The sequence below is a fragment of the Clostridium pabulibutyricum genome, assembly GCF_058242705.1.
Window position 1 is genome coordinate 1 of the sequence record NZ_JBZAYZ010000005.1, and the last position, 22,689, is coordinate 22,689.

A 22,689-nucleotide genomic window follows, 5' to 3' on the forward strand; every position below is an offset into this window, starting at 1 on the left:
TCCATGGAAACAGGCTTCATTTGAACGTTACTGTAATAAGCAAGTTCATAGACAAAAAGAAAAGATAGCATAAAAAACTTACGAAATTATTTTTTAAAAATTAATTGTTTCTAAGGTTTGTTTGCCATACCTTAAATTAATAGCATCAAAACAATAAAGCACCAGCAAAAAACTGGTGCTAATAATTAAAACTTTTTGGGACATTTTCAAAAATGCTTGACACAACTTTGCAAACATTTTCAATAAGTAACTGTTTTGGAATTATTACATAAAATAAAGTGAAGTTTTTAATTTGGAGGAGATTATGTATTTTAATGAATATATGCGTCCATTTTTAGGTTATAGTTTTTATGGATATAGGAATGCTGAAATGGATATGCCTGTTAGAAGAGCAATTGCCTATATATCAGGAGGACCTCTTGATTCTGATATAAGAGGAACGGTTGTATTCACCCAGGTACCTGGAGGAACTGAGGTATCTGTGGAAGTCAATGGTTTGCCTTCGTACAAACCTGCAATGGATGGAAATCCGCAAATTGGCCCTCATGGATTTCACATACATCAGAACGGCACGTGTGCTGTTGGAAATCCAAAAGAACCGTTTGGTGGTGCTGGAGGACACTGGAATCCCACGGACCAGCCTCATGGTAATCATGCAGGAGATTTTCCAGTTCTTTTTTCTAATAATGGTTATGCCAGGATGAGTTTTTTTACAAACAAATTTAATGTAAATCAGATTATTGGAAAATCTGTGATCATACATGAAAGTCCGGACGATTATAGAACTCAGCCATCCGGGAACTCCGGCAGACGATTAGCCTGCGGTGTTATTAAAGCAGTAATGTAATTAGGAACTTTGTATATAAAGAAATACACGGCTGATAATATATTATCAGCCGTGATATCTTTGAATTTGTAATTTCCGTATCATAACCATACAAAACTAAATCTCTGGTGCGAAAGACGGGACTTGAACCCGTACGATTTTACTCACACGCCCCTCAAACGTGCGCGTCTGCCTATTCCGCCACTCTCGCAAAACTCAATTGATACAAGTAGTATTATAACCAGATTCGACTTCTTTGTCAACTGTTTAATTTAATTTTTATGAGATTATTGCAATTTTATGTTGAACTTCTTTATTTTCCTGTATATTGTTGCCTTGCCTATTTTGAGTGCGTCTGCAGCCAGTGAGGCATTGCCGTTAAAATATTCAAGAGCATTTTTTATGCATGATTTTTCTACATTTTCAAGAGGAAGTATGATGTCATTCCTGTTTTTGGGACTTTCAAAATTTGAATTTGTACTGTCACAATACAGGTAACTTGCAGTTATTATAGTATCTTCACAGAGATAATATGAACGTTCGACTATATTTCTAAGCTCCCGTATATTGCCTCTGAAATTGTGTGCTTTTAATTTTTTTATGTAGTCTGAGTCAATGTATTTTGGAAAATTTGGGTTTTGGGTGTTTAATTTACTTATAAAATGGTTGGCAAGAGGTTCTATATCTTCAATTCTCTTATTCAAAGGCGGAAGTTGAAGTTTCATTACATTGAGCCTGTAGTACAGATCCGATCTGAAATTTTTGTTTTTTACCTCCTGCTCTAGAATTTTGTTTGTTGCTGCTATTATTCTCACATTGACAGCCTTTTCGTAAGTTGCACCTACACGAATGATTTTAAAATTGTCTAAAAATCGTAATAACTTTGATTGAATATTTAGTGGAAGTTCTCCTATTTCATCAAGAAATATGGTTCCGCCGTCTGCAAGTTCGAATTTTCCGGGATAGCCTCCTTTTGAAGCACCGGTAAATGCACCCTTTTCATATCCGAATAATTCACTTTCAACAAGTTCTCTTGGTATTGCAGCACAATTGACAGCTACAAAAGGTCCTTTGTGCCTTTGACTGTAATTGTGTATTGATTGTGCAAATACCTCCTTGCCGGTTCCGCTTTTTCCCTGTATCAGTATGGAGCAGTTTGTTTTGGCAATTTTCTTTGCTGTATTTACAATGGTTTTCATATCAGGTGATCCTGTTATGATATCGTTGAATGTGAAAGAAGCCTTATATCCTATAACATTGTTGACTATGTGATGTAATTTTTTCATGTTTTTTAATGAAAATACAAACCCTAGGGTTTGTTCTTCTGTTTTTATTGGAATTATGTTTACAACGCAGCGTACTTCTCTGCCTTTTATGTGGAAAGTAAAATCTGCGTCCATAATTTTTTTGCCAGAATTAATTGAAGGAAAAAAGGAGTTTTCACTGCAGATTTCATCCATGTGAATTTTGTATATCTGGCTTTCTGTTGTATGAAATATTTTTAAAACGGATGAGTTCACCAGTCTTATAAGCAGGTTGTTGTCGGTTATTATCATGCCGTCGTAGGTTGAATCAAGAATTGAGTGAAGTACTGGAGATGCCAGAATATATTCTATATTACAAGGACATTCACGATGTGAATTTTCCATATAAGTTGTATTTTTACATTTGTTCATAGTATTGTCTCCATTAAAATATAATTTATTTTAATATCAGTATAACATTGAGAAATGTATTTTTAAAGAAAAGATATATGAGCTGTGCTATAATTTCATATGATATGTGGTATAATATGTATACTTTATAGAAAATGGATGAATACAATCAAAAAATAAATAAAACTGTCTGTATACTGAAAATATTAAAGAATTTGAACTTAAATGGAGTATGAGTGGGTAAAGACAACTTATGATAATATTGAATAATAATATATAATCATTTCATGTTGATAATAGAAAATTTACTTTTAGAGGTGCTGAAAGATGATTTTTAAGTTAGGAAGGTTTTTGGATGCTCTTACAGGAAAAAGTTTGAAAACTGAGGAGCTAAAGGCAGAAAAACTGAACGTTTTTTGGGGACTGCCTATATTGTCAAGTGACGCAATTTCTTCAGTAGCGTATGCAGGTGAGGAAATATTGTGGGTGTTGATACCTGTATTGGGCATTATGTCGTATAAATATATGTTCCTTGCAGCTCTTTGTATTGTTATTTTGATGCTGCTGGTCACGCTTTCTTACAGGCAGACTATAGATGCGTACCCTGGAGGTGGAGGATCCTACATTGTTGCAAAGGATAATCTTGGAACACTTCCAGGACTTGTTGCAGGAGCATCGCTTACAATAGGATATATACTTACGGTGGCAGTTAGTGCGTCAGCAGGAACTGCTGCTATTTTATCTGCTGTGCCTCAGCTTATTCCACACAGGGTTTCAATAACATTATTTTTGATATTTTTCATGACGGTTGGAAATTTGAGAGGTGTTAGAGAATCGTCTAAAATGTTTGGAGTTCCAACATATATTTTTATTATTGCAACTTTGTTTATGATAATATGGGGAATTTTTAAAGTGAAATTTTTGGGGTATGTTCCTACACCGCAGTACAGTATACCAAAGGTTACAGGTGATATAACACTGTTTTTATTTCTTAAAGCTTTTTCATCAGGATGTACTGCACTTACTGGAATAGAGGCAGTGAGTAATGGAATACCAAATTTTAGAGAACCTTCTCAGAAGAATGCTAAAATGGTACTTGGACTTCTTACTCTTATAATGTTTGTAATATTTGGGGGAATTTCATATCTCTCAACCTTGTATCATGCAGTACCAAATTCAAATGTTACTGTAGTTGCGCAAATTGCATCACAGGTGTTTGGAAACAATGTAATGTTTTATATAATACAGGCAACTACTGCAATTATACTTATAATGGCCAGTAATACAGCTTTTGCAGGACTTCCAATGCTTTTGGCATATATAGCAAAAGACGGATTTGCACCTAGGCAGTTTGCAAAAAGGGGTAAAAGGCTTGGCTATTCAAACGGAATAGTTACACTTGGAATAATATCTGCATTGCTTGTTGTTATATTCAAGGGTGAAACCCACTATCTGATCCCGCTTTATGCAGTTGGAGTATTTGTTTCTTTTACACTTTCACAGTCGGGGATGCTTATAAGATGGATAAGAGGCAAAGAAAAAGGATGGTTGAGGAAGGCTTTTGTAAATGGAATGGGAGCCCTTGTAACGCTGGCTACTGCAATAGTACTTGGAATAACCAAATTTACAAGTGGCGCATGGATAGTATTTATAGTTGTACCTATAATTGTATATTTTATGCTTATAATAAACAGGCATTATTCGGAGGTTGCAAGACAGCTTAAGCTTCCTCTCAATGAAAAACCGAAGGAGATAAACTTTGAGGAGCAGAAGAGATATGCCATAGTTCCTATAGATACATTGAACAAGTCTTTTCTAAAAGCATTGAATTATGCAAGAACAATATCGGATAACATAATAGTTTTTCATGTGTCCGTGGATGATGAGGCTACAGAAAAACTGCTTAGAAAGTGGGATGAATATGACGTTGGAATACCTATAGTTGTCAAGAAGTCACCTTATAGAAGTATTGTTGGACCGCTTTTAAGATTTATAGAGTCGGAGGAGTATTCTGCAGGACCTAAGGATACGGTAACGGTTGTACTTCCACAGTTCGTGGTTACAAAATGGTGGGGTAATATTTTGCACAACCAGACCTCTCTCATAATAAGGACGATGCTTCTTAGAAGAAGAAATATAGCTATAGTTACAGTACCTTATATAATAATTGAAAAATAAAATCGCATATATAATAGTAAAAATCATAATTCAATCTGAATTATGATTTTTATTTTATTTATTTATGTAAAGGTTATGTATTTGATAAATAAATATTATTAAACGTTTAAATATCAATATGTATTTATATATTGATATTTATATTGACAAACAGTTATAAAAGTATGGAAAGTTGATGAAAGTTTGCTTGAATTTAAAATAAATATGTGATACCATAGAAAATATAATTTTTACTCGCGTACATTTGTACGCGAAAGACGTACAAAAAGGTGAAACTTATGAATAAAAAATTTTTAATAATCGATTCAGAGATACTTCCGGATGTTTTCCTGAAAGTTATAAAGGTAAAAGAGTTTCTAAGGACAGGAAGGGCAAAGGATATATCTGAGGCGGCAAAGGAAATAGGAATAAGCAGAAGTACTTATTACAAGTACAAGAATTCTGTGTTTGCCATGTCGGAAGGAGCTGCAGGTCACAAGATTACACTTGGTTTTATGATTTTGCACAAGACGGGTACTCTCTCTAAGATAATTGACAAGATTGCACAGGAACATGGCAATATACTGACAATAAATCAGGATATACCAATAAATAATGTAGCCAGTGTTTCAATAACTTTTGATGCATCGGAACTTTCAATTGATACTGATAGGCTTGTAAGGGATATAGAGAGCATAGAAAGTGTTATTGATGTGAGACTTGTAGCTGTTGAATAGAGGAATTATAGTATGATTTTTTAAAACAGTGTATTCGTAAATATAAAGGGGGCATATAAAAATGGCAGTTATAGCTATGCTTGGGTATGGAGTTGTCGGAAATGGGGTAGCCGAACTCATATGGAAAAATAGATACAAGTTCAAAAAGAGACTGGATGAAGAACTTGTTATATCCAACATTCTGGTAAAGAATATAGGCAAGCACTCAAATCAGAAAAATAAAGAACTGCTTACAGACAATATAGAAGATATATTCAAAAAAAAGGTGGATATTGTAGTTGAAGCCATGGGCGGATTGAATCCTTCCTATGAATATGTAAAAAGAGCACTTAATATGAAGAAACATGTCGTTACTGCAAACAAGGATCTGATAGCAGAACATGGATCGGAACTTCTGGAACTTGCAAGCAAAAATGGAGTAACAATACATTTTGAGGCCAGCGTAGGAGGCGGAATACCTATACTGAAGTCCATGAATGAATGTCTTGTGGGAAATGAAATAAAAAGCATAATGTCTATACTGAATGGAACTACGAATTTCATACTTTCAAAGATGAATCATGATAATATGAGCTATAATGAAGCACTTAAACTTGCGCAGGACAGTGGTTTTGCAGAGGCAAATCCTGAATCGGATGTGAGAGGGTATGATGCAGCAAGAAAGCTTTCAATACTGTCCACAATTGCCTATAACAAGAGAATATACTGGAAAGATATTGATACAGAGGGAATTGAAGATGTAGACGAGGATGATTTCAATTATGCAAAGATGGAGGGATCCAGCATAAAGCTTCTTGGAATCAGCAAAAATCTTGAAAATGGTGTATATGCTTCGGTAAGGCCTGTTATGGTCAAGCAAAATTCAGTACTTGGCAGAATAGAGGATGAGTACAATGCAATTCTTGTGGAGGGAGATGCTGTAGGAGATGTGCTTTTCACGGGAAAGGGAGCAGGAATGTTTCCAACAGCAAGTGCAGTTTTTTCTGATATAGCAGATATAATTATTCATAAGGATGATGATGAAAATATGATTTTTAATGATGAAATGGTTAATGTTGATAAAACGTGGAATGCTGCATCAAAGTGGCTTCTTAGAATAACAACGGATGACAGGGCATCTGTTATTGGAAATATAAGTGAAAATTTTACAAGCAGTTATATACTCTCAAGTGCAGCTTCGAAAAACAGGGATGAAGTTGTTGCATTTGTAAATGCCGACAACGAAGAAAAAGTCGACAAATATATAGAAAATGTCAAAAAAAATTCATATGTGAAATTTGTCAAAAAACTTTTGATTTTGGAGGAGTAAAAGTGTATCCTTTACGATGAAGTTTTAAGGGGGATTTGAGCATGACTAAAGTCAAGATTAGGGTGCCTGCAACTACGGCAAATATGGGGCCTGGGTTTGATACGCTTGGTATGGCAGTAAAACTCTATAATGAAATTGAAGTTGAAGAGATAAATGGAGAAACTGAAATATACAATAACGGAATCAGGATTGATGAAGATTTTAATGACAATTTAATATATAAAAGTATAAAAATTACTATGGATAGACAAAAATATAAAATACCTGGACTTAGGATAGATGTTACAAAATGTGACATACCTATGTCAAGAGGGCTTGGCAGTAGTTCTTCATGTATTGTTGGAGGAATAAAGGCTGCCGATTGTATAATTAACGGCTGTATGACTGTGAATGATATAATTGAACTTGCAACTGAGATAGAAGGGCATCCAGATAATGTTGTACCGGCAGTTATAGGCGGTATGGTAATTTCTATAAAACTCGGTAACAAGATACAGTATTCCAAAGTAAAGCTTCCGGGTATGCTCAGATTTGCGGCGATTATACCTCCATTTGAAGTTAGTACTGAACTTTCGAGAAAGGTACTTCCGGAATCATATAAGAAGGAAGAATGTGTATTCAATGTCTCGAGAGCGTCAATGCTTGTAAATGCTCTTTCAAATTCTGAACTTGATAAGCTTAGAATATGTTTTGAAGATAAGATTCACGAGCCTTATAGAAAAAAGTTGATAAAAAATTCGGATCTTGTATTTGAAAAGTGCAGGGAATATGGATCAATTGGTGAGTTTATAAGTGGTTCAGGTTCTACATTGATGGCGGTTGTCAAGGAAGACAACAAAGATTGTTTTGCTGTTTCAATGAAAGAGTTCCTGAAAAATTTTGGAGATGGGTGGAATATGGTTTTGCTCGAACCAGATCTTTCCGGAGCCAAAATAATATGATATAAAAAATGCTGTTGATTATTTATTTTTCAATAGTGTTTTTTTTATTGTGTATATATAGTAATAATTTTTTCCCTCTGTAATTATATATAGAATATGGAATATATATAACAATGGAAAAATGGGGTGAAAAAATGAAGTACACACGATATGACCTTAAGAAGGATACAAAAAAAAGACCGTTTGTATTTATGGTGGCATTCATACTGGCAGGAGCTTTTCTGATAGGAACGGCTGCATCGGAATTGTTTTTGAACAACTATGGAAAAAATCAGAGTACGAATGTTTCAAGCGTGGTGAAGTCCGTGTCAAAGGGAAAAAGTGACAGGACGGCGGTGGATGGAAGTGAAGTGAAATTTACAGCTGTTCAGGGAGGAATGTATAAAAACAGTGGCAATGCATATAAGGAAAGAGACAGCCTTTCAAGCTGTGGGACTCCGTTTATTGTGAAAGAAGACGGCAAAATTAGAGTGTTCCTTGGAATATATGGATCGGATGCTTTAAAAAATGTTGAGACACTATTGAAAAGCAAGAGTATAGACAGTTCCAATATGAATTTTTCTATAAAAAAGAGTGATCTTTCCAACACTGAGATAATTGAAATTTTAAATGCCAATCTTCAAATATTAAATAAATTTTCGGATATAAATGTAAAATATATAAAAACTTTGGATTTGAAAAAGTGGTGTTCTTCTCTAAAGGAAACTGATAAAACCGATAAGAATTTCAAAGTTCTCTCTGATTTGAAAAAACACACTGCAGGACTTGAAGAGAAGCTGTCCAGAGACAAAAGTCAGGAAAATTATATATATATATATGGAGAACTGAAACAGTTGAAATAAAGCATATAATGGAGCAGGTGGTTATACATTACATCTTAAGCGCCTGCTATTTTTGTGCCCAATTTAAAAATTTTTTTAAACAATAGTATATGTACTTGTTTATGGTTATATTAAATGATAAACTATATTAGACATATTGTTAATTAGGGGGATTTAAGTGAAGGGGACGGGTAAAAATTTAATTTTTTTATGGTTCCTGATATTTTTGGGCGCCATAGCGGGTAGTCTGATTGGGGATACTCTCGGAAACAGCTTTGATGCACTGAAATTTTTAAAAAATGCGTATGAGATAGGTACAAATTCACCATGTGTTTTGAGCTTTAGAATTATGACAATAACTTTAGGAATAAAGTTGAGCGTAAACATAATGACTATAATAGGTGTAGTTGTGGCTATAATACTATATAGGAAATATTAGGAAGTGATTAAATGAAAATTGTATTAGCTTCCTCGTCTATAAGGAGGAAACAGCTTTTAGGCAGACTTGTAGATGACTTTGATGTGTTTGTTGGTGGTTTTCCTGAAAACAGTGTTACATTTAATGGTGATTGCAGCGAGTATGTTATGGATCTTGCTTTTGGAAAGGCGGAAAGTGCCTGTTCAAAGCTTGACGAAAAACAACTGATTGTAATAGGGTGTGATACTGTTGTATATTTTAACGGAAGTATATTTGGAAAGCCAAAAGACAAGTATGAAGCTTATCACATGTTAAAATGCCTGAGTTCAAATGAACACGAGGTGTATTCTGGGATAGCAGTTATTGATAAAGAACATGGAACTACCAGGAAAGATTTTGTAAAGACAACTGTTGAATTTTCCAATCTGTCTGATGATCAGATAGAAAGATATCTTGAAAAAGGTGAATATGTGGATAAGGCAGGTGCTTATGGTATTCAGGGTTATGGAGGGGTATTTGTATCTCAAATCCATGGATGCTATTATAATGTGGTAGGATTTCCTTTAAATAAAGTTTATGAAATGTTGGTTGGAATGGGGGTAAATCTAGTATATCAAGGAGTTTGATGTAGTGATATGTTGAAAATCAAAGATTTGCCTGAAAATGAAAGACCTAGGGAAAGACTTTTAAGATACGGACCTGAGATGTTGTCGAATGTTGAACTTTTGGCTGTGCTTCTGGGTTGTGGAAGTAAGAATGAGAATATAATGTCATTGAGCAGCAGAATTATACATAAAAAAGGCGGATTGAGCGGGATTATGAAATCTTCACTTGAAGATTTTGTTGACATTAAAGGAATAGGCAATGCTAAGGCTTCGAAACTATTGGCTGTAATAGAACTCTCAAAAAGATTAAATTCTTTTAAGGATGGAGACAACTACAAAATATCAAATTCAAAGGATGCAGCATCTCTTGTAATGGGAGAGATGCAGTCACTTAATCAGGAAAATCTTGTAGTTGTAATGTTGAATACCAAAAATATAGTTATAAATGTAAAGACGGTTTTTGTTGGAAGTTTGAATTCATCAATAGTCCATCCAAGAGAGGTATTCAGTGATGCCATTAAAAAAAGCAGTGCTTCAATAATAATATGCCACAACCACCCGTCGGGTGATCCTTCTCCTAGTGAGGAGGATATAAAGGTGACGTACAGGCTAAGCAAATGTGGAGAAATTTTAGGAATAGATTTGCTTGATCATTTGATAATAGGGAATGGAAAATATATAAGTTTAAAAGAAAAAGGAATATTGTGAATTTGAAAGGAGAAATATAAATGGGCTTTTTTGGAATTTCGAGAGATATGGGAATAGATTTGGGTACAGCCAATACGTTGATATATGTAAAAGGTAAGGGAATAGTACTTAGGGAACCTTCGGTGGTTGCCATAAACAATGAGGCAAAAAAGGTAATGGCGGTTGGAAACGAAGCAAAAGAAATGATAGGGAGGACGCCTGGAAATATTGTTGCAATTAGACCTCTCAAGGATGGAGTTATCGCAGATTTTGACGTAACACAGACAATGCTTAGAAAGTTTATTGACAAGGTAAGTCCAAAATCAGCATTCACAAGTCCTAGAATTTTCGTGTGCTTTCCTTCAGGAGTTACTGAAGTTGAAAAAAGAGCTATAGAAGAAGCTACAAAACATGCAGGAGCAAGAGATGTACTTCTTATGGAAGAGCCAATGGCAGCAGCAATTGGAGCAGGACTTCCTGTAAATGAACCTACAGGAAGCATGATTGTGGATATAGGTGGTGGAACAACGGAAGTTGCTATAATATCACTTGGTGGAATAGTTACAAGCAAGTCTCTTAGAATAGCAGGAGATGAGCTTGATGAGGCCATAGTCAATTATATTAAAAAGGAATACAGCTTGATGATTGGTGAAAGAACTGCTGAAAATGTAAAGATAGAACTTGGATCGGCTTATGATACAGGTGAAAATGAATCAATTGAAATAAGAGGAAGAGATCTTGTCACAGGACTTCCAAAGGTTATAACAATAACCGAAGAAGAAGTGAGGGGTGCACTTAAGGAACCGGTGGCAGCAATAATAGATTCTATAAAAACCACACTTGAGAAAACTCCACCTGAACTTGCATCTGATATAATGGACAAAGGAATTATGCTTGCAGGAGGTGGCGCAATGCTGAGAGGTCTTGATCAACTCGTTAATCTGGAGACTCACATACCTGTTCATATGGCAGAAACACCATTGGATTGTGTGGCACTTGGAGCAGGAAAGGCACTAGATACTATAGATAAAATAGTGTCTAGTAGAAAATAGGGCGGTTTTATCATGAAATTTTTTAGAAATAAACTGGCGGTTACTATAACAGTACTGTCAGTTACATTTTTAATTCTCATATCATTCAGCATAAAAGGCAATAATGTATTTTTTATGAGAAATGGTATTGGTGCTACATTTAATTCAGTTCAGGGTGGAATTTATAAATTCAACAATGGTATAAAGCAATTTTTCAGTTTCATAATCAATTTTTCTGAAGTTAAGACGGAAAATGAGACATTAACTAAAAAGAACAATGATCTTGAAAATAAACTTGTGGAATATGATTCACTGAAGGAAGAAAATGCTAACCTCAGAAAAGAAATGAACTTTAAAAAGAACAGGTCGGAATACAACTATATAGGATGTGACATAATAGGTAAAAGCGGAAATGAAACCTTTCAACAGTTTGTTTTAAACAGAGGAAGCAATGATGGTATAAAGAAGAATATGGTTGCTCTTAATTCAGATGGACTTGTTGGTCAGGTGATTCATGTTGAGAAAAGCTGGTCAATAATACAGTCACTTGTAAATGAAAATATGGCAGTCGGAGGAGAAATTCAGGGAACGAAAAGTAATGATGAAGTTTCAGAAGAAGGAATGGTTAAAGGATATAAAAACAATTCAAATAGCTTTCTTGCAAAGATATATTATCTTCCGGTGAAATCAAAAATTAAAAAAGGTGATACGATTTTGACTTCAGGAATTGATAATGCCTATCCAAAGGGAATAAGAATTGGAAAAGTTATAAGTGTGAGTTTGGATAAGGGAAGTGTAATGAAAGAAGCTGTTATAAAACCTTATGTTAATTTTGACAGAATAGAAGAAGTATTGATTGCAGTTCCGAAAGATCAAATAGATATAAAATATTAAGGTGATGTTTTATGAAGAAAATATTGATGCTGATTTTAATATCCATAGTATTGTTTATATTGGACAATGCCTTCGTGCCGTTTTTAAATATAAAAACAATATGCCCGAGTCTTCTGTTTGTTTTTATGGTTTCTTATTCCATTGTAAGTGGAAAATATGAGGTACTGTGGCTCGGAATTTTTACAGGAATGCTTCAGGATATATATTTCATAGACGGATTTTGGGTAAATACTTTTGTAAACATGATAGTATCCATGTTTGCAGTCTTTATAGGAAACAGCATATTCAAGGAAAAGAAATTTATCCCTGTTGTGTCGTGCTTTTTTTTGTCAGTTGCAAAAGGAATGATTATATTTCTGATACTTTTGATTGCCGGAATTCATGTGAGTGTTATGAATATGCTGTTTACCGGAATATATAATATGATATTATGCATATTCATGTATAATGCTGTATACAGGCTGTGCAAAATAAATTATATGAAAACTGAATGGAAATTTTAGGAGACGGGTGATTGTATGAAACTCAAAAAGAAAAAAGGTCTTAGCAGGTATACCGTATTTGTGATAGTTTTTGTGGTTATACTTGGTATAATAGGGGGACAACTTTTCACACTTCAGGTAATAAATGGAAAGGAATATAAGGATATAGCTGCAAACAAATCTATAAGACAGGTTGCAGCTTCAGCTCCAAGAGGTGATATTTTAGATAAAAATGGAAATATACTTGCTACAAGCAAGCAGAGTTATAATCTTGTTTACAATGAAACTGACGAGAACAACAATCATTTTTTCGAGACAATGGCAAAAGTATTTAAAATTTTAGATGAAAACAATGAAAGTCAGCAGGATGATTTTGAACTCAAAATCAATCCGTTCAGATTTGAATTCATGAGTGACGATGCAAAGACGAGGCAGAATCTGGAGATAAAGTTTAAAAGAGACAGAGGATTAAATGAAGATATAGAAAACAAGATAAAGGCAAATAATAAAGACATATCAGATGATGAGCTTAAAGTTAAGGTAAACAAGGAGCTTCTGAAAATTTCTGCAGAGGATACATATAAGCTTCTTCTTAAAGAATACGGAATAAGTAGCAGTTATCCACTGGAAGAACAGAGAAAATTTATGATAGTCAAAGACACTATGAAAATGCACAGTTATACAGGATATGATCCTGTAATAATAGCCAGCAACATAAAGAAAGAAACTGCACTTAAATTTTCACAAAAACTGAATGATCTTCCCGGAGTGGATGTTCAAACGGAACCCATAAGATATTATCCAAACAAGGATTTTGCGTCGGCAATTCTGGGATACATATCAAAAATCAGCAGTACGGATTCCGCAAAATACAAGGCAAAGGGATATAATACAAATACGGATTATGTAGGGCAGGCAGGAATCGAGGCTGCATTTGAAAGCGAACTTAGAGGAAGCAAGGGTGGAAGGGTTGTAAAGCTGAACAACAATGGAAAAGTGCTTGAAGAGCTTGGAACCAAGAAGAGCACACCGGGGGATACAATACAACTCACAATAGACGAGAAAGTGCAGCAGGCTGCGGAGAAATCACTAGATGCAAGAATGAAGGAGCTGCAGTCTAATCCTTATGGTTATGAGAGGTCCGATACTACAAATGCAACGAGAGGTGCAGCTGTGGCAATAGATGTAAAAACCGGTGCTGTAATTGCACTTGTAAGCAAGCCGGGATATGATCCAAATCTGTTTTCAACTCCTGGAAAACTTACATCGGAGCAATACAACGAGTATTTCAGTCCCGACCTTGAGAAGTTTGGAGAGCAGTATATATCAAAGAGAAGCCTTGGCGTGTCACTGGATGAGCTTTTCCCTGTAGACAAAAGCATAAAGGGGAATACCACAATAAGGCAGGATTCCTATGACATATATCCAAAGCCGTTTTACAATTATGCTACACAGTCTCTTATACCACCAGGCTCGACTTTCAAACCGATGACTGCAATTGCAGGCCTTGAGTCAGGTGCAATAACTCCTGATTTCAGTGTGGACGACGAAGGTATATTCGACAAAGGCGGCGGCAATATTGTACATTTTTTGTTGGATGGCTCAAATGGCGTTGTTGATCTTGCACGTGCCATAGAAAAATCAAGTAATCCTTATTTTATGACAGTGGGTAAGAGAATAAGAGATATGTTTGGTGATGATACTCTTGCAAAGTATGCATGGAAATTTGGACTTGGTTCGGATCCAAACAGTAGTATTACTCCGACTACAGGAATAGAGATACCTGAAAAATTCGGTCAGGTGTACAATACTGTATCAAATAAAAATACTTTTGCAAATACCTATCTCTGGAAAGTCATGTCGGTTCTGAGAAGCGGACAGGATGACAGGGGAAACAAGGTTGTGACACTTAATTTAAATGACAATACCGCGGACTCAAAAAAGGTTGCACAAATAAAATCAGATATAAAGACACTTATAAAAAATTCGATAAAAAATGGAGATAAATCTTTTGACAGGACAAAATACAAGGAACTATTCACTGAACTGACAGAGCAAGATTTAAACAACAAGAAAAACATAACAGACAAGCAAATGAACAACCTTCTTGATATAATGTACTATATAACAGTATCAGATGCGAACTCCCAGCTCAGTGTTCCTGCAAATATAGAGGATGCTTCGATAGGGCAGGGTATCGATCAGTTTACTCCTGTTCAGATGGCAAATTACATAGCTACGATTGCAAATGGTGGAACAAGGTACAAAGTCCACCTGCTTGACAAAATACTTGATTCAAACGGTAAGGTTATAAAGAACGTAAAGCCCGAGGTACTTCAAAAAACAGGAGTAAGCCAGGCTAACATCCAGGCTGTCAAGGCAGGAATGGAGGCCGTTAATGAAAAAGGAACAGCAGCAACTACTTTTTCAAATTTTCCTATAAAAACAGCTGGAAAAACTGGTACTGCAAGTGTTGGAAGCCAGGAACACATGGAATATATAGGAAGAACGGACTATGCGGTATATGTTGGATATGCACCTCTTGATGATCCAAAGATAGCAGTATATGTGGTTGTGTTTGACGGTGGTATGGGAGCAGGTTCCGCACAGGTTGCAAAAGATATATATTCTTCTTATTTTGGACTTGACAAGACTACTTCAAGTACTTCTTCTGGAAATTAGGACAGGCAATGTTTATAAATTTGCGTTTAGATGTTTCTACTCGCAAATTTTATTTAATTAAGAATAAAACTTGAATATTTAGAAGGATTTATTATAATTGTGTTGAAATATTATATGTGGTGGTACGTTTTGGAGGTCTGGCTGTATGGATAATGGTATAATTGTAAAGGGAAACAGGGATGGAATAAATATAATCATAAATATCAACAAGTTCAAGGATTTCGATGAAATGGTAGAGGCTCTAAATGATAGGCTTTCAACAGGCAGAACCTTTTATAAAGGGTGTACGTTGAAGATAATAACCGATTTGAAGGAAATAAATGAAAAACAATATAGGAAGCTAAAAGATGTATTATTTGATGAGTTTTTAATAAAAGATTGTGTGTTTGAGGATATAAAGGAAAAATCCATAAAGGTTTTCTCTGGAATTTATGAAGGAAGAACCAAATTTTTGAGAAGAACAGTTAGAAGTGGACAAGTTGTAAATTATTCGGGCAATATAGTTGTAATTGGTGATGTGAATGCCGGCTCTGAGGTATATGCCGGTGGAAATATAATTGTGTTCGGTGCACTTAGAGGATATGCACATGCGGGATTTAGTGGAAATCCCAAAGCTATTGTTGCAGCATTTTTTCTTGAACCGGAGATACTTCAAATTGCAAATGTAGTTACGAGAGCACCGGAGGACAATGTTAAGCCGCTGTATCCCGAAGTTGCACGTGTCAAAGGTAATACAATAATCGTCGAGCCGTATCTACCCAATAAATTTATATGATGGAGGTTTTTTTATGGGAGAAGCAATTGTAGTAACATCAGGCAAAGGGGGAGTTGGAAAAACAACAACCACAGCAAATATTGGTACGGGACTGGCCTCCCTTGGGAAAAGTGTAGTAGTCGTTGATGGAGATACAGGACTTAGAAATTTAGATGTTCTGATGGGACTTGAAAATAGAATTGTTTTTACACTTATAGACGTTATAGAAGGAAAATGCAAGCTTAAACAGGCTCTTATAAGAGACAAGAGATTTTCAAATTTATATCTTCTTCCAACAGCACAGACAAGGGACAAGGAAGATATAAAAACCGAAGAGATGAATGATCTTGTATCTGAACTGAAAAAAGAATTTGATTATGTTATAATCGATTGTCCAGCAGGTATAGAACAGGGATTTGAAAATGCAATAGTTGGAGCTGACAGGGCTCTTGTTGTAGTTAATCCTGAGGTAACGTCTGTAAGGGATTCGGACAGAGTTATCGGAAAACTTGATTCAAAGGGACTTGAAAATCATCAGCTTGTAGTAAACAGAATAGACTACAAGATGACAAAGGATGGGCAAATGCTGGATGTAAATGATATACTTGACAGTCTTGCCATAGAACTTATAGGTGTTGTTCCAGATGACAGGGAAATAACTGTATCTACAAACAATGGAGAGCCTGTAGTTTTAGATGAAAAATCTACCGCAGGAAAAGCCTTTAGGAATATATCTGAAAGAATTACGGGAAAAGATATACCGTTTATGGATCTTGATTGTGACCAGCAGGGATTTTTTTCATCAATTAAAAAATTATTTGGTATTAAATAGGAGGGAATATAATGGATTTATTCAACATCTTTTCAAAGCGTTCCTCTAAAAAGGTTGCCAAGGAAAGACTTAGACTTATACTTATACATGATAGATCCAGTATGTCTCCTGATCTTCTTGAAGATATAAAGGAAGATATTTTAAAGGTACTTTCAAAGTATATGGACGTTGATTTTGGAGATATAGATGTAAAAATGACACCTGCTGATGAGAAGGAAACTTCTCCGGCATTGATTGCCAGTATACCTATAAAAAGTGTGAAACATAAAAAATAGCTATGTGTATTTATTTATGCATAGCTTTTTTAAGTGTATATGTTATAATCGTATATAGTTGTATTGGAGGTTTGATTAGAATGCTTGAAAAGTTTACTATTGATAGAAGGTTGCTTAGAGAACTTGATTTTACAGTTATGATAACAGTACTTGTAATTTCTATATTTGGTATTTTGAATATATATAGTGCTACACGAATGACTGCTGGATTTTCTACGATGAGAACTCAGATTGTATGGATTGTAGGAGGTATTATACTGGCATATTTTGTACTTCTTGTAGATTATTCTATAATAGAAAATTATGCACATATAATTTATTGGTTTGGAGTATTTTTACTTGTATTAAACTGTATTCCGGGAATAAAGTCCACGGTAAATGGTGCAGCTTCATGGATAAAACTGGGTCCTATTTCATTTCAACCCTCAGAAATTGCAAAAGTGGGAATAATTCTCATGCTTGCAAAGGAAATTAGTGATATGGAAGGCAACATAAATAACATAAAGAATTTATGTAAACTTACAATATATGCACTTATTCCAATGCTTTTGATAGTCAGACAGCCGGATCTTGGAATGACAATGGTATGTTTTTTTACTGTTTTAGGAATATATTTTATATCAGGTTTGGATTATAAGATTATATTTGTTGGAATTGCAGGTGTGATTGGGGCAGGAGCTCTGGCATGGAAACTTTCATTAATAGAATATTACCAGAAGATGAGAATAATTTCTCTTTTTGATCCTGTAAAATATGAAATGTCCTATGCACTTCAGCTGAGGCAGTCTCAGATAGGAATAGGTTCAGGTGGAATATTTGGAAAGGGATTCCTGCATGGAACACAGATTTCAGGAGGATATGTACCTTTTGCATCGACTGACTTTATATTTTCAGTTGTTGGAGAAGAATGGGGATTTTTAGGAGCTGGAATTCTAGTATTGTTTTATGGAATAGTACTTTACAGGATAATAAGTATATCAAAGGAGTCAAAAGATATATTCGGTTCAGTTGTATGTGCCGGAGTTGCATCTACGATGTTGTTTTCTATACTTCAGAATATAGGAATGACTATAGGACTCCTTCCTATAACAGGTATTACCCTTCCTTTCATGAGTTATGGTGGAAGTTCAATGGTAACTGCATTTATAAATATTGCCTTGATTTTAAATATTGGCATGAGAAGAAAAAAGATTAATTTTTAATAAGTAAAAGGGGGAATGATTATTATGAGGATAGCATTTATAGCACATGACAAGAAAAAGGACGATATGGTCGACTTCGTAAAAAGGTACAAAAGTTTTTTTGAGGGACATGATTTATTTGCAACAGGAACTACTGGAAAGCTTATAACGGAGGCATCGGGACTTAAGATCCAAAGATTTCTTTCGGGACCACTTGGAGGAGATCAGGAAATAGGAAGCAAGGTTGCAGAGGGAAAAATTGATCTTGTATTCTTCTTAAGAGATCCTTTGACGGCACAGCCGCATGAACCAGATGTGTCAGCACTGCTTAGGATATGTGATGTGCACAGTGTTCCACTTGCAACGAATCTAGCAAGTGCTGAAATATTTGCAAAAGTTGTTGGAATGCATTCCGATATGGAAGATTGACAGCAAAATAAATAGAGGCAGTTAAAGGACAAGCTCCTTCAGCTGCCTCTATCTTTTAATGTCATAAATTATTGTCGGTTAAAATATATATAGTTTATGAAAATGATATTAGAAGGGTGATAATTTTGGGCTGCTATAATTCGCAATATGAAGATTATTACAATGGTCTTAAAAAGAAGGTAAAGTATTCTCCAAAATACAACAATGGACCTATAGACTTAAAACGTACAAAACACATGACAAATTGGATTGTAAAACGTGTTATAAGAGATCTTGCAGGAGTTCTTGTACTCACGATTTTTGTATTTTCATGCAAAATCATACGAACCCCCCAGACCCAAACTGCATACAGTTATGCTAGAGAAGTAGTTGACAAGACCTATGATTATAAAACAGTAATGGGATATTTAAAAAATATTGACCTTGAGAAATTGAAAACGCAGGGGAAAAATATAATAAACAGACTCGATATAAATATACAGCAGTGACTGGTAGGTAAAAATCTTGTGATAAAAATAAGCAGGTATTTTATTCCATATATAATACTTCTCACTATCATAGGTTATAGAGGCCAAATTATTTATACCTTTATAATAGTATTTTTACATGAATTGACACATTATCTGGCTGCCAGGTATTATAAGTTTTCTGGATTTGATATAGAATTCATATCACTTGGAACTGTGATAAAATTAAAAAATCTTGATGAAGCATCGACCAGGGAGGATATTATAATATCTTCTTCTGCACCATTGTCGAATGTACTACTTTATTTTATACTTTATTTTGTATATTCAAAAACTGGAATGTATTTTTTACTTGTACTTGCATATACAAATCTGGCGATTGGGATATTTAATTTAATACCTGCATTTCCGCTGGATGGAGGGAGAATTTTAAGAGATTTATTGTGTTTTAAAACCACGTACAGAAAGGCCAACAAAATAACGATTATAGCGAGCATTATTATAGGAATTATACTAATGCTTGTTTATTTAATAGGATTTTTAAAGGGAAGAGGGATATTAAATATTGGTATTATAGGATTGTTTATAGTTATATCTTCCCTAAAGGAAAATGAAAGGACTTCATATATAATTATGAGTGATATTATAAAGAAAAAGTATAAATTTATAAAAAGAGGATATATGGAAAACAGAGTGCTTTCCATACATTTTAAAAGAGAACTTATAATGGGAATGTCCATGCTGGACAAAAACAAATACAATATATTCAACGTGCTTGATGATGAAATGAAAGTTATGGGAATTGTTTATGAAGAGGAGATAGTAGAGGCATTGAAAAACTATGGAAACATGACCTTTGAGGAATTTTTGAAAGTTAATAGATAGAGCGGACAGCACGGTTTAAAAAAAATTGCTGGTGTGTTAGAATAGAAAAATGTACTTAAGAGGAGGAGTTTGATGAACAGAATTTCTGATGACATATTGTTTAAAGTAGAAAAACCCGCCCGATACATTGGAGGAGAATTTAATTCTTTTGTCAAAGACAAAGAAAATATAGATATAAGATTTGCATTTTGTTTTCCTGACGTCTATGAAGTTGGAATGTCGCATCTTGGGATGAAAATACTCTATTATGTGCTTAACATGAGGCAGGATACTTACTGCGAGAGGGTATTTGCTCCATGGCCGGATCTTGAAAAACTCATGAGGGAAAATGATATTTTGTTGTATGCACTTGAAACAAAAGATCCCATCATTGATTTTGATTTTATAGGATTTACACTTCAGTATGAAATGAGTTACAGTAATGTGCTTAATATGCTGGATCTTTCAGGACTTCCAGTAAGGGCTTCCGAAAGAGGCGAAAATGATCCTGTTGTGATATGTGGAGGGCCATGTGCGTATAATCCCGAACCAATGTATGATATAGCAGATTTGTTTGCACTTGGAGAAGGTGAAGAACAACTTCAGGAACTTATGGATCTTTATAAAAAGTATAAGGGAAAAGGGAAAAAAAGAGAGTTTTTGAGAGAGGCGTCCCACATAGGTGGAATATATGTTCCATCGCTTTACAGGACGGATTACAATGAAGATGGAACTTTGAAAAGCTTTGTGCCATTGTATGATGATGTTCCAGCGGTAGTAAAAAAAAGAATACTTCCAAAATTGGATTCGGCTGTATATCCTGATAAACTTGTTGTTCCATACACGGATATAGTGCACGATAGAATAATGCTTGAAACGTTCAGGGGATGTACGAGGGGATGCAGGTTCTGCCAGGCTGGTATAATATACAGACCGGTTAGGGAGAAGAGCCGGGAACTTCTTCTTGAGCAGGCAGACAAACTCATAAAAAACACAGGGTATGCCGAGGTTTCACTTACTTCCCTGAGTATATGCGATTATTCCGATTTGAAGAATCTTGTGTATGATTTTATAGAAAAATACAAGGATCAGAAGATAGGACTTTCGCTGCCATCTCTCAGGATAGACTCGTTTTCGGTGGAACTTATAAACGAGATACAGAAGGTTAGAAAGACTGGGCTTACTTTTGCACCCGAGGCAGGAAGTCAGAGAATGCGAGATGTCATAAACAAAGGCGTTACGGAAGAAAATCTCATGACTTCTGTTAGGAGTGCTTTTGAATCCGGATGGTCCACAATAAAGCTTTATTTCATGATAGGACTTCCCTATGAAACTATGGATGATGTGCGAAGTATTGGAAAGCTTGCTGAAAAAGTTGTGGATGAATATTACTGTGTTCCGCGTGAAAGAAGGAAGAAGGGACTTAAGGTTACTGTAAGTACATCCATATTTGTTCCAAAACCATTTACGCCGTTTCAGTGGTCACCTCAGATTTCAATTGCAGATGTAAGGCAGGAAATAAATGCAGTTAGAAGTACAATAAAGAGAAAACAGATAAAATACAGCTGGCATGAAAGTCCGGTAAGTTATCTTGAAGCAGTTTTTGCAAGGGGTGATAGAAGACTTTGCGATGTACTTGTTGATGCTTTTAAAAGTGGTGCAAAGTTCGATGGGTGGTCGGAGTATTTCGATTTTGACCTCTGGATGAAATCTTTAGAAAAATGTGGTGTAGACGGTGATTTTTACACGGCACGAAGTAGAAACTACGATGAACTTTTTCCATGGGATTTTATAGATGTAGGAGTTGACAAGGAGTTTCTCGAAAGTGAAAATGAAAAGGCCAAACAGGGAAAAGTTACTACAGACTGCAGGCGTGGATGTAAGATGTGCGGGGCGAATGTAAATCTTGAAGGGAAGTGTTTTGATGGTGCGGTATTTAGTCAAGTTTAGCAAGGAAAGCAGTATAAAATTCATAGGGCATCTTGATCTTATGAGAACTATTCAAAGAACTGCAAGAAGATCCGGCCTTCCCGTCCAGTATTCAAATGGATTCAATCCACACATAAACATGTCGATTGCACAGCCGCTTTCAGTTGGGGTGTATTCCTGCGGCGAGTATATGGACATTTCCTTTGAGGAGGAAGTTCCTTTGGAAGATATAAAAAATGAGTTTAACTCAAATGCCCCATCAGGTGTCAGAATACTTGCAGTAAAAAAGATAGAAGATATTCCGAACACAAAGATATACAAATCAATGGCGGAAATTAAAGCAGCAAGATACAGGATAAAAATAAAATATAAAGATACATCCCTGCTTTGTGAAGATATCGAAAATCTAGAAAAAATGGATGAATGGCCTGCCATAAGAAAAAGCAAGAAAAAAGAGAATGAGATAGATATTAAAAAATTTATAAATAATATTTCTTATAAAATAGATGAAAATGTACTTTTGATAAATACAGTGATTAGCTGTGGCAGCAGTGAAAATCTTTCAGCCAGGCTTCTTGTGGATTTCATACGAAAAGGTACAAAAAATGCAGATATGGATGCGTTTGTGGATATAATGAGGGAGGAAATGTATGGAAAGGTGGAAGACAAGATACTTCCCCTTTTAGAGCTCGTTTAACTAAAATGAGGTGAAA

The 22,689-nt window shown here is 35.1% G+C and carries 23 protein-coding genes and 1 tRNA gene; 22 read left to right on the top strand and 2 right to left on the bottom strand.

What is annotated here, in order from left to right:
• The first annotated feature begins 304 nt into the window (after positions 1 to 304).
• Complete coding sequence (locus AC4CVH_RS07295; RefSeq protein ID WP_490787096.1) at positions 305 to 847, top strand: superoxide dismutase family protein; 543 nt, start codon at positions 305 to 307, stop codon at positions 845 to 847.
• Positions 848 to 952: 105 nt separating this feature from the next.
• Here AC4CVH_RS07295 and AC4CVH_RS07300 read toward each other — a convergent pair.
• Together AC4CVH_RS07300 and AC4CVH_RS07305 are read right to left on the bottom strand one after the other, a co-directional pair.
• Positions 953 to 1,037 (bottom strand) — tRNA-Leu (locus AC4CVH_RS07300).
• A gap of 76 nt (positions 1,038 to 1,113) precedes the next feature.
• Positions 1,114 to 2,502 (bottom strand): sigma-54 interaction domain-containing protein, encoded by a 1,389-nt coding sequence (locus AC4CVH_RS07305; RefSeq protein WP_490787097.1) that lies wholly within the window; start codon positions 2,500 to 2,502, stop codon positions 1,114 to 1,116.
• A 306-nt stretch (positions 2,503 to 2,808) separates the two neighbouring features.
• Here AC4CVH_RS07305 and AC4CVH_RS07310 point away from each other — a divergent pair, with 306 nt between their 5' ends.
• The 21 genes from AC4CVH_RS07310 to AC4CVH_RS07410 all read left to right on the top strand — a co-directional run bounded on the left by AC4CVH_RS07310 (position 2,809) and on the right by AC4CVH_RS07410 (position 22,673).
• On the top strand, positions 2,809 to 4,659 hold the full coding sequence (locus AC4CVH_RS07310; protein ID WP_490787098.1) for an APC family permease: 1,851 nt from the start codon (positions 2,809 to 2,811) through the stop codon (positions 4,657 to 4,659).
• A gap of 278 nt (positions 4,660 to 4,937) precedes the next feature.
• Entirely contained in the window at positions 4,938 to 5,375 is a 438-nt protein-coding gene (locus tag AC4CVH_RS07315) for an ACT domain-containing protein (RefSeq protein WP_490787099.1), read from the top strand.
• Positions 5,376 to 5,436: 61 nt separating this feature from the next.
• Positions 5,437 to 6,684, top strand: a complete 1,248-nt coding sequence (locus AC4CVH_RS07320; RefSeq protein ID WP_490787100.1) for a homoserine dehydrogenase — start codon at positions 5,437 to 5,439, stop codon at positions 6,682 to 6,684.
• 41 nt (positions 6,685 to 6,725) lie between these two features.
• Complete coding sequence (gene thrB / locus AC4CVH_RS07325; RefSeq protein ID WP_490787101.1) at positions 6,726 to 7,625, top strand: homoserine kinase; 900 nt, start codon at positions 6,726 to 6,728, stop codon at positions 7,623 to 7,625.
• Positions 7,626 to 7,738: 113 nt separating this feature from the next.
• Positions 7,739 to 8,467: a hypothetical protein gene (locus AC4CVH_RS07330; protein ID WP_490787102.1), complete on the top strand. Its 729-nt coding sequence runs from the start codon at positions 7,739 to 7,741 to the stop codon at positions 8,465 to 8,467.
• 157 nt (positions 8,468 to 8,624) lie between these two features.
• A complete protein-coding gene (locus tag AC4CVH_RS07335; RefSeq protein WP_490787103.1) occupies positions 8,625 to 8,885 on the top strand; it encodes a DUF4321 domain-containing protein in 261 nt (86 codons plus the stop codon).
• Between the two features lie 11 nt (positions 8,886 to 8,896).
• On the top strand, positions 8,897 to 9,490 hold the full coding sequence (locus AC4CVH_RS07340) for a Maf-like protein (protein ID WP_490787104.1): 594 nt from the start codon (positions 8,897 to 8,899) through the stop codon (positions 9,488 to 9,490).
• A gap of 9 nt (positions 9,491 to 9,499) precedes the next feature.
• Positions 9,500 to 10,177 (top strand): RadC family protein, encoded by a 678-nt coding sequence (gene radC / locus AC4CVH_RS07345; RefSeq protein ID WP_490787105.1) that lies wholly within the window; start codon positions 9,500 to 9,502, stop codon positions 10,175 to 10,177.
• Positions 10,178 to 10,197: 20 nt separating this feature from the next.
• Positions 10,198 to 11,208, top strand: coding sequence for a rod shape-determining protein (locus AC4CVH_RS07350; RefSeq protein WP_490787106.1), 1,011 nt, complete (start codon positions 10,198 to 10,200; stop codon positions 11,206 to 11,208).
• A gap of 12 nt (positions 11,209 to 11,220) precedes the next feature.
• On the top strand, positions 11,221 to 12,081 hold the full coding sequence (gene mreC, locus AC4CVH_RS07355) for a rod shape-determining protein MreC (protein WP_490787107.1): 861 nt from the start codon (positions 11,221 to 11,223) through the stop codon (positions 12,079 to 12,081).
• 11 nt (positions 12,082 to 12,092) lie between these two features.
• A complete protein-coding gene (gene mreD / locus AC4CVH_RS07360) occupies positions 12,093 to 12,584 on the top strand; it encodes a rod shape-determining protein MreD (RefSeq protein ID WP_490787108.1) in 492 nt (163 codons plus the stop codon).
• Positions 12,585 to 12,599: 15 nt separating this feature from the next.
• Positions 12,600 to 15,245 (top strand): penicillin-binding transpeptidase domain-containing protein, encoded by a 2,646-nt coding sequence (locus tag AC4CVH_RS07365; protein WP_490787109.1) that lies wholly within the window; start codon positions 12,600 to 12,602, stop codon positions 15,243 to 15,245.
• Between the two features lie 145 nt (positions 15,246 to 15,390).
• A complete protein-coding gene (gene minC / locus AC4CVH_RS07370) occupies positions 15,391 to 16,020 on the top strand; it encodes a septum site-determining protein MinC (RefSeq protein ID WP_490787110.1) in 630 nt (209 codons plus the stop codon).
• Between the two features lie 13 nt (positions 16,021 to 16,033).
• Complete coding sequence (gene minD, locus AC4CVH_RS07375) at positions 16,034 to 16,831, top strand: septum site-determining protein MinD (RefSeq protein ID WP_490787111.1); 798 nt, start codon at positions 16,034 to 16,036, stop codon at positions 16,829 to 16,831.
• Positions 16,832 to 16,842: 11 nt separating this feature from the next.
• Complete coding sequence (minE, locus tag AC4CVH_RS07380) at positions 16,843 to 17,106, top strand: cell division topological specificity factor MinE (RefSeq protein ID WP_490787112.1); 264 nt, start codon at positions 16,843 to 16,845, stop codon at positions 17,104 to 17,106.
• 80 nt (positions 17,107 to 17,186) lie between these two features.
• A complete protein-coding gene (gene rodA, locus AC4CVH_RS07385) occupies positions 17,187 to 18,308 on the top strand; it encodes a rod shape-determining protein RodA (protein WP_490787113.1) in 1,122 nt (373 codons plus the stop codon).
• A gap of 24 nt (positions 18,309 to 18,332) precedes the next feature.
• Complete coding sequence (gene mgsA / locus AC4CVH_RS07390; RefSeq protein WP_490787114.1) at positions 18,333 to 18,716, top strand: methylglyoxal synthase; 384 nt, start codon at positions 18,333 to 18,335, stop codon at positions 18,714 to 18,716.
• A gap of 125 nt (positions 18,717 to 18,841) precedes the next feature.
• Positions 18,842 to 19,204 carry an endopeptidase gene (locus AC4CVH_RS07395; RefSeq protein ID WP_490787115.1) on the top strand — a complete coding sequence of 121 codons (363 nt, stop codon included), beginning with the start codon at positions 18,842 to 18,844 and terminating at the stop codon, positions 19,202 to 19,204.
• Positions 19,205 to 19,222: 18 nt separating this feature from the next.
• Positions 19,223 to 20,068, top strand: a complete 846-nt coding sequence (locus tag AC4CVH_RS07400) for a M50 family metallopeptidase (RefSeq protein WP_490787116.1) — start codon at positions 19,223 to 19,225, stop codon at positions 20,066 to 20,068.
• A 72-nt stretch (positions 20,069 to 20,140) separates the two neighbouring features.
• Entirely contained in the window at positions 20,141 to 21,997 is a 1,857-nt protein-coding gene (locus AC4CVH_RS07405) for a TIGR03960 family B12-binding radical SAM protein (RefSeq protein WP_490787117.1), read from the top strand.
• Positions 21,969 to 22,673 (top strand): TIGR03936 family radical SAM-associated protein, encoded by a 705-nt coding sequence (locus AC4CVH_RS07410; RefSeq protein ID WP_490787118.1) that lies wholly within the window; start codon positions 21,969 to 21,971, stop codon positions 22,671 to 22,673. Before AC4CVH_RS07405 ends, AC4CVH_RS07410 begins: the two co-directional genes overlap by 29 nt.
• Positions 22,674 to 22,689 lie beyond the last annotated feature (16 nt).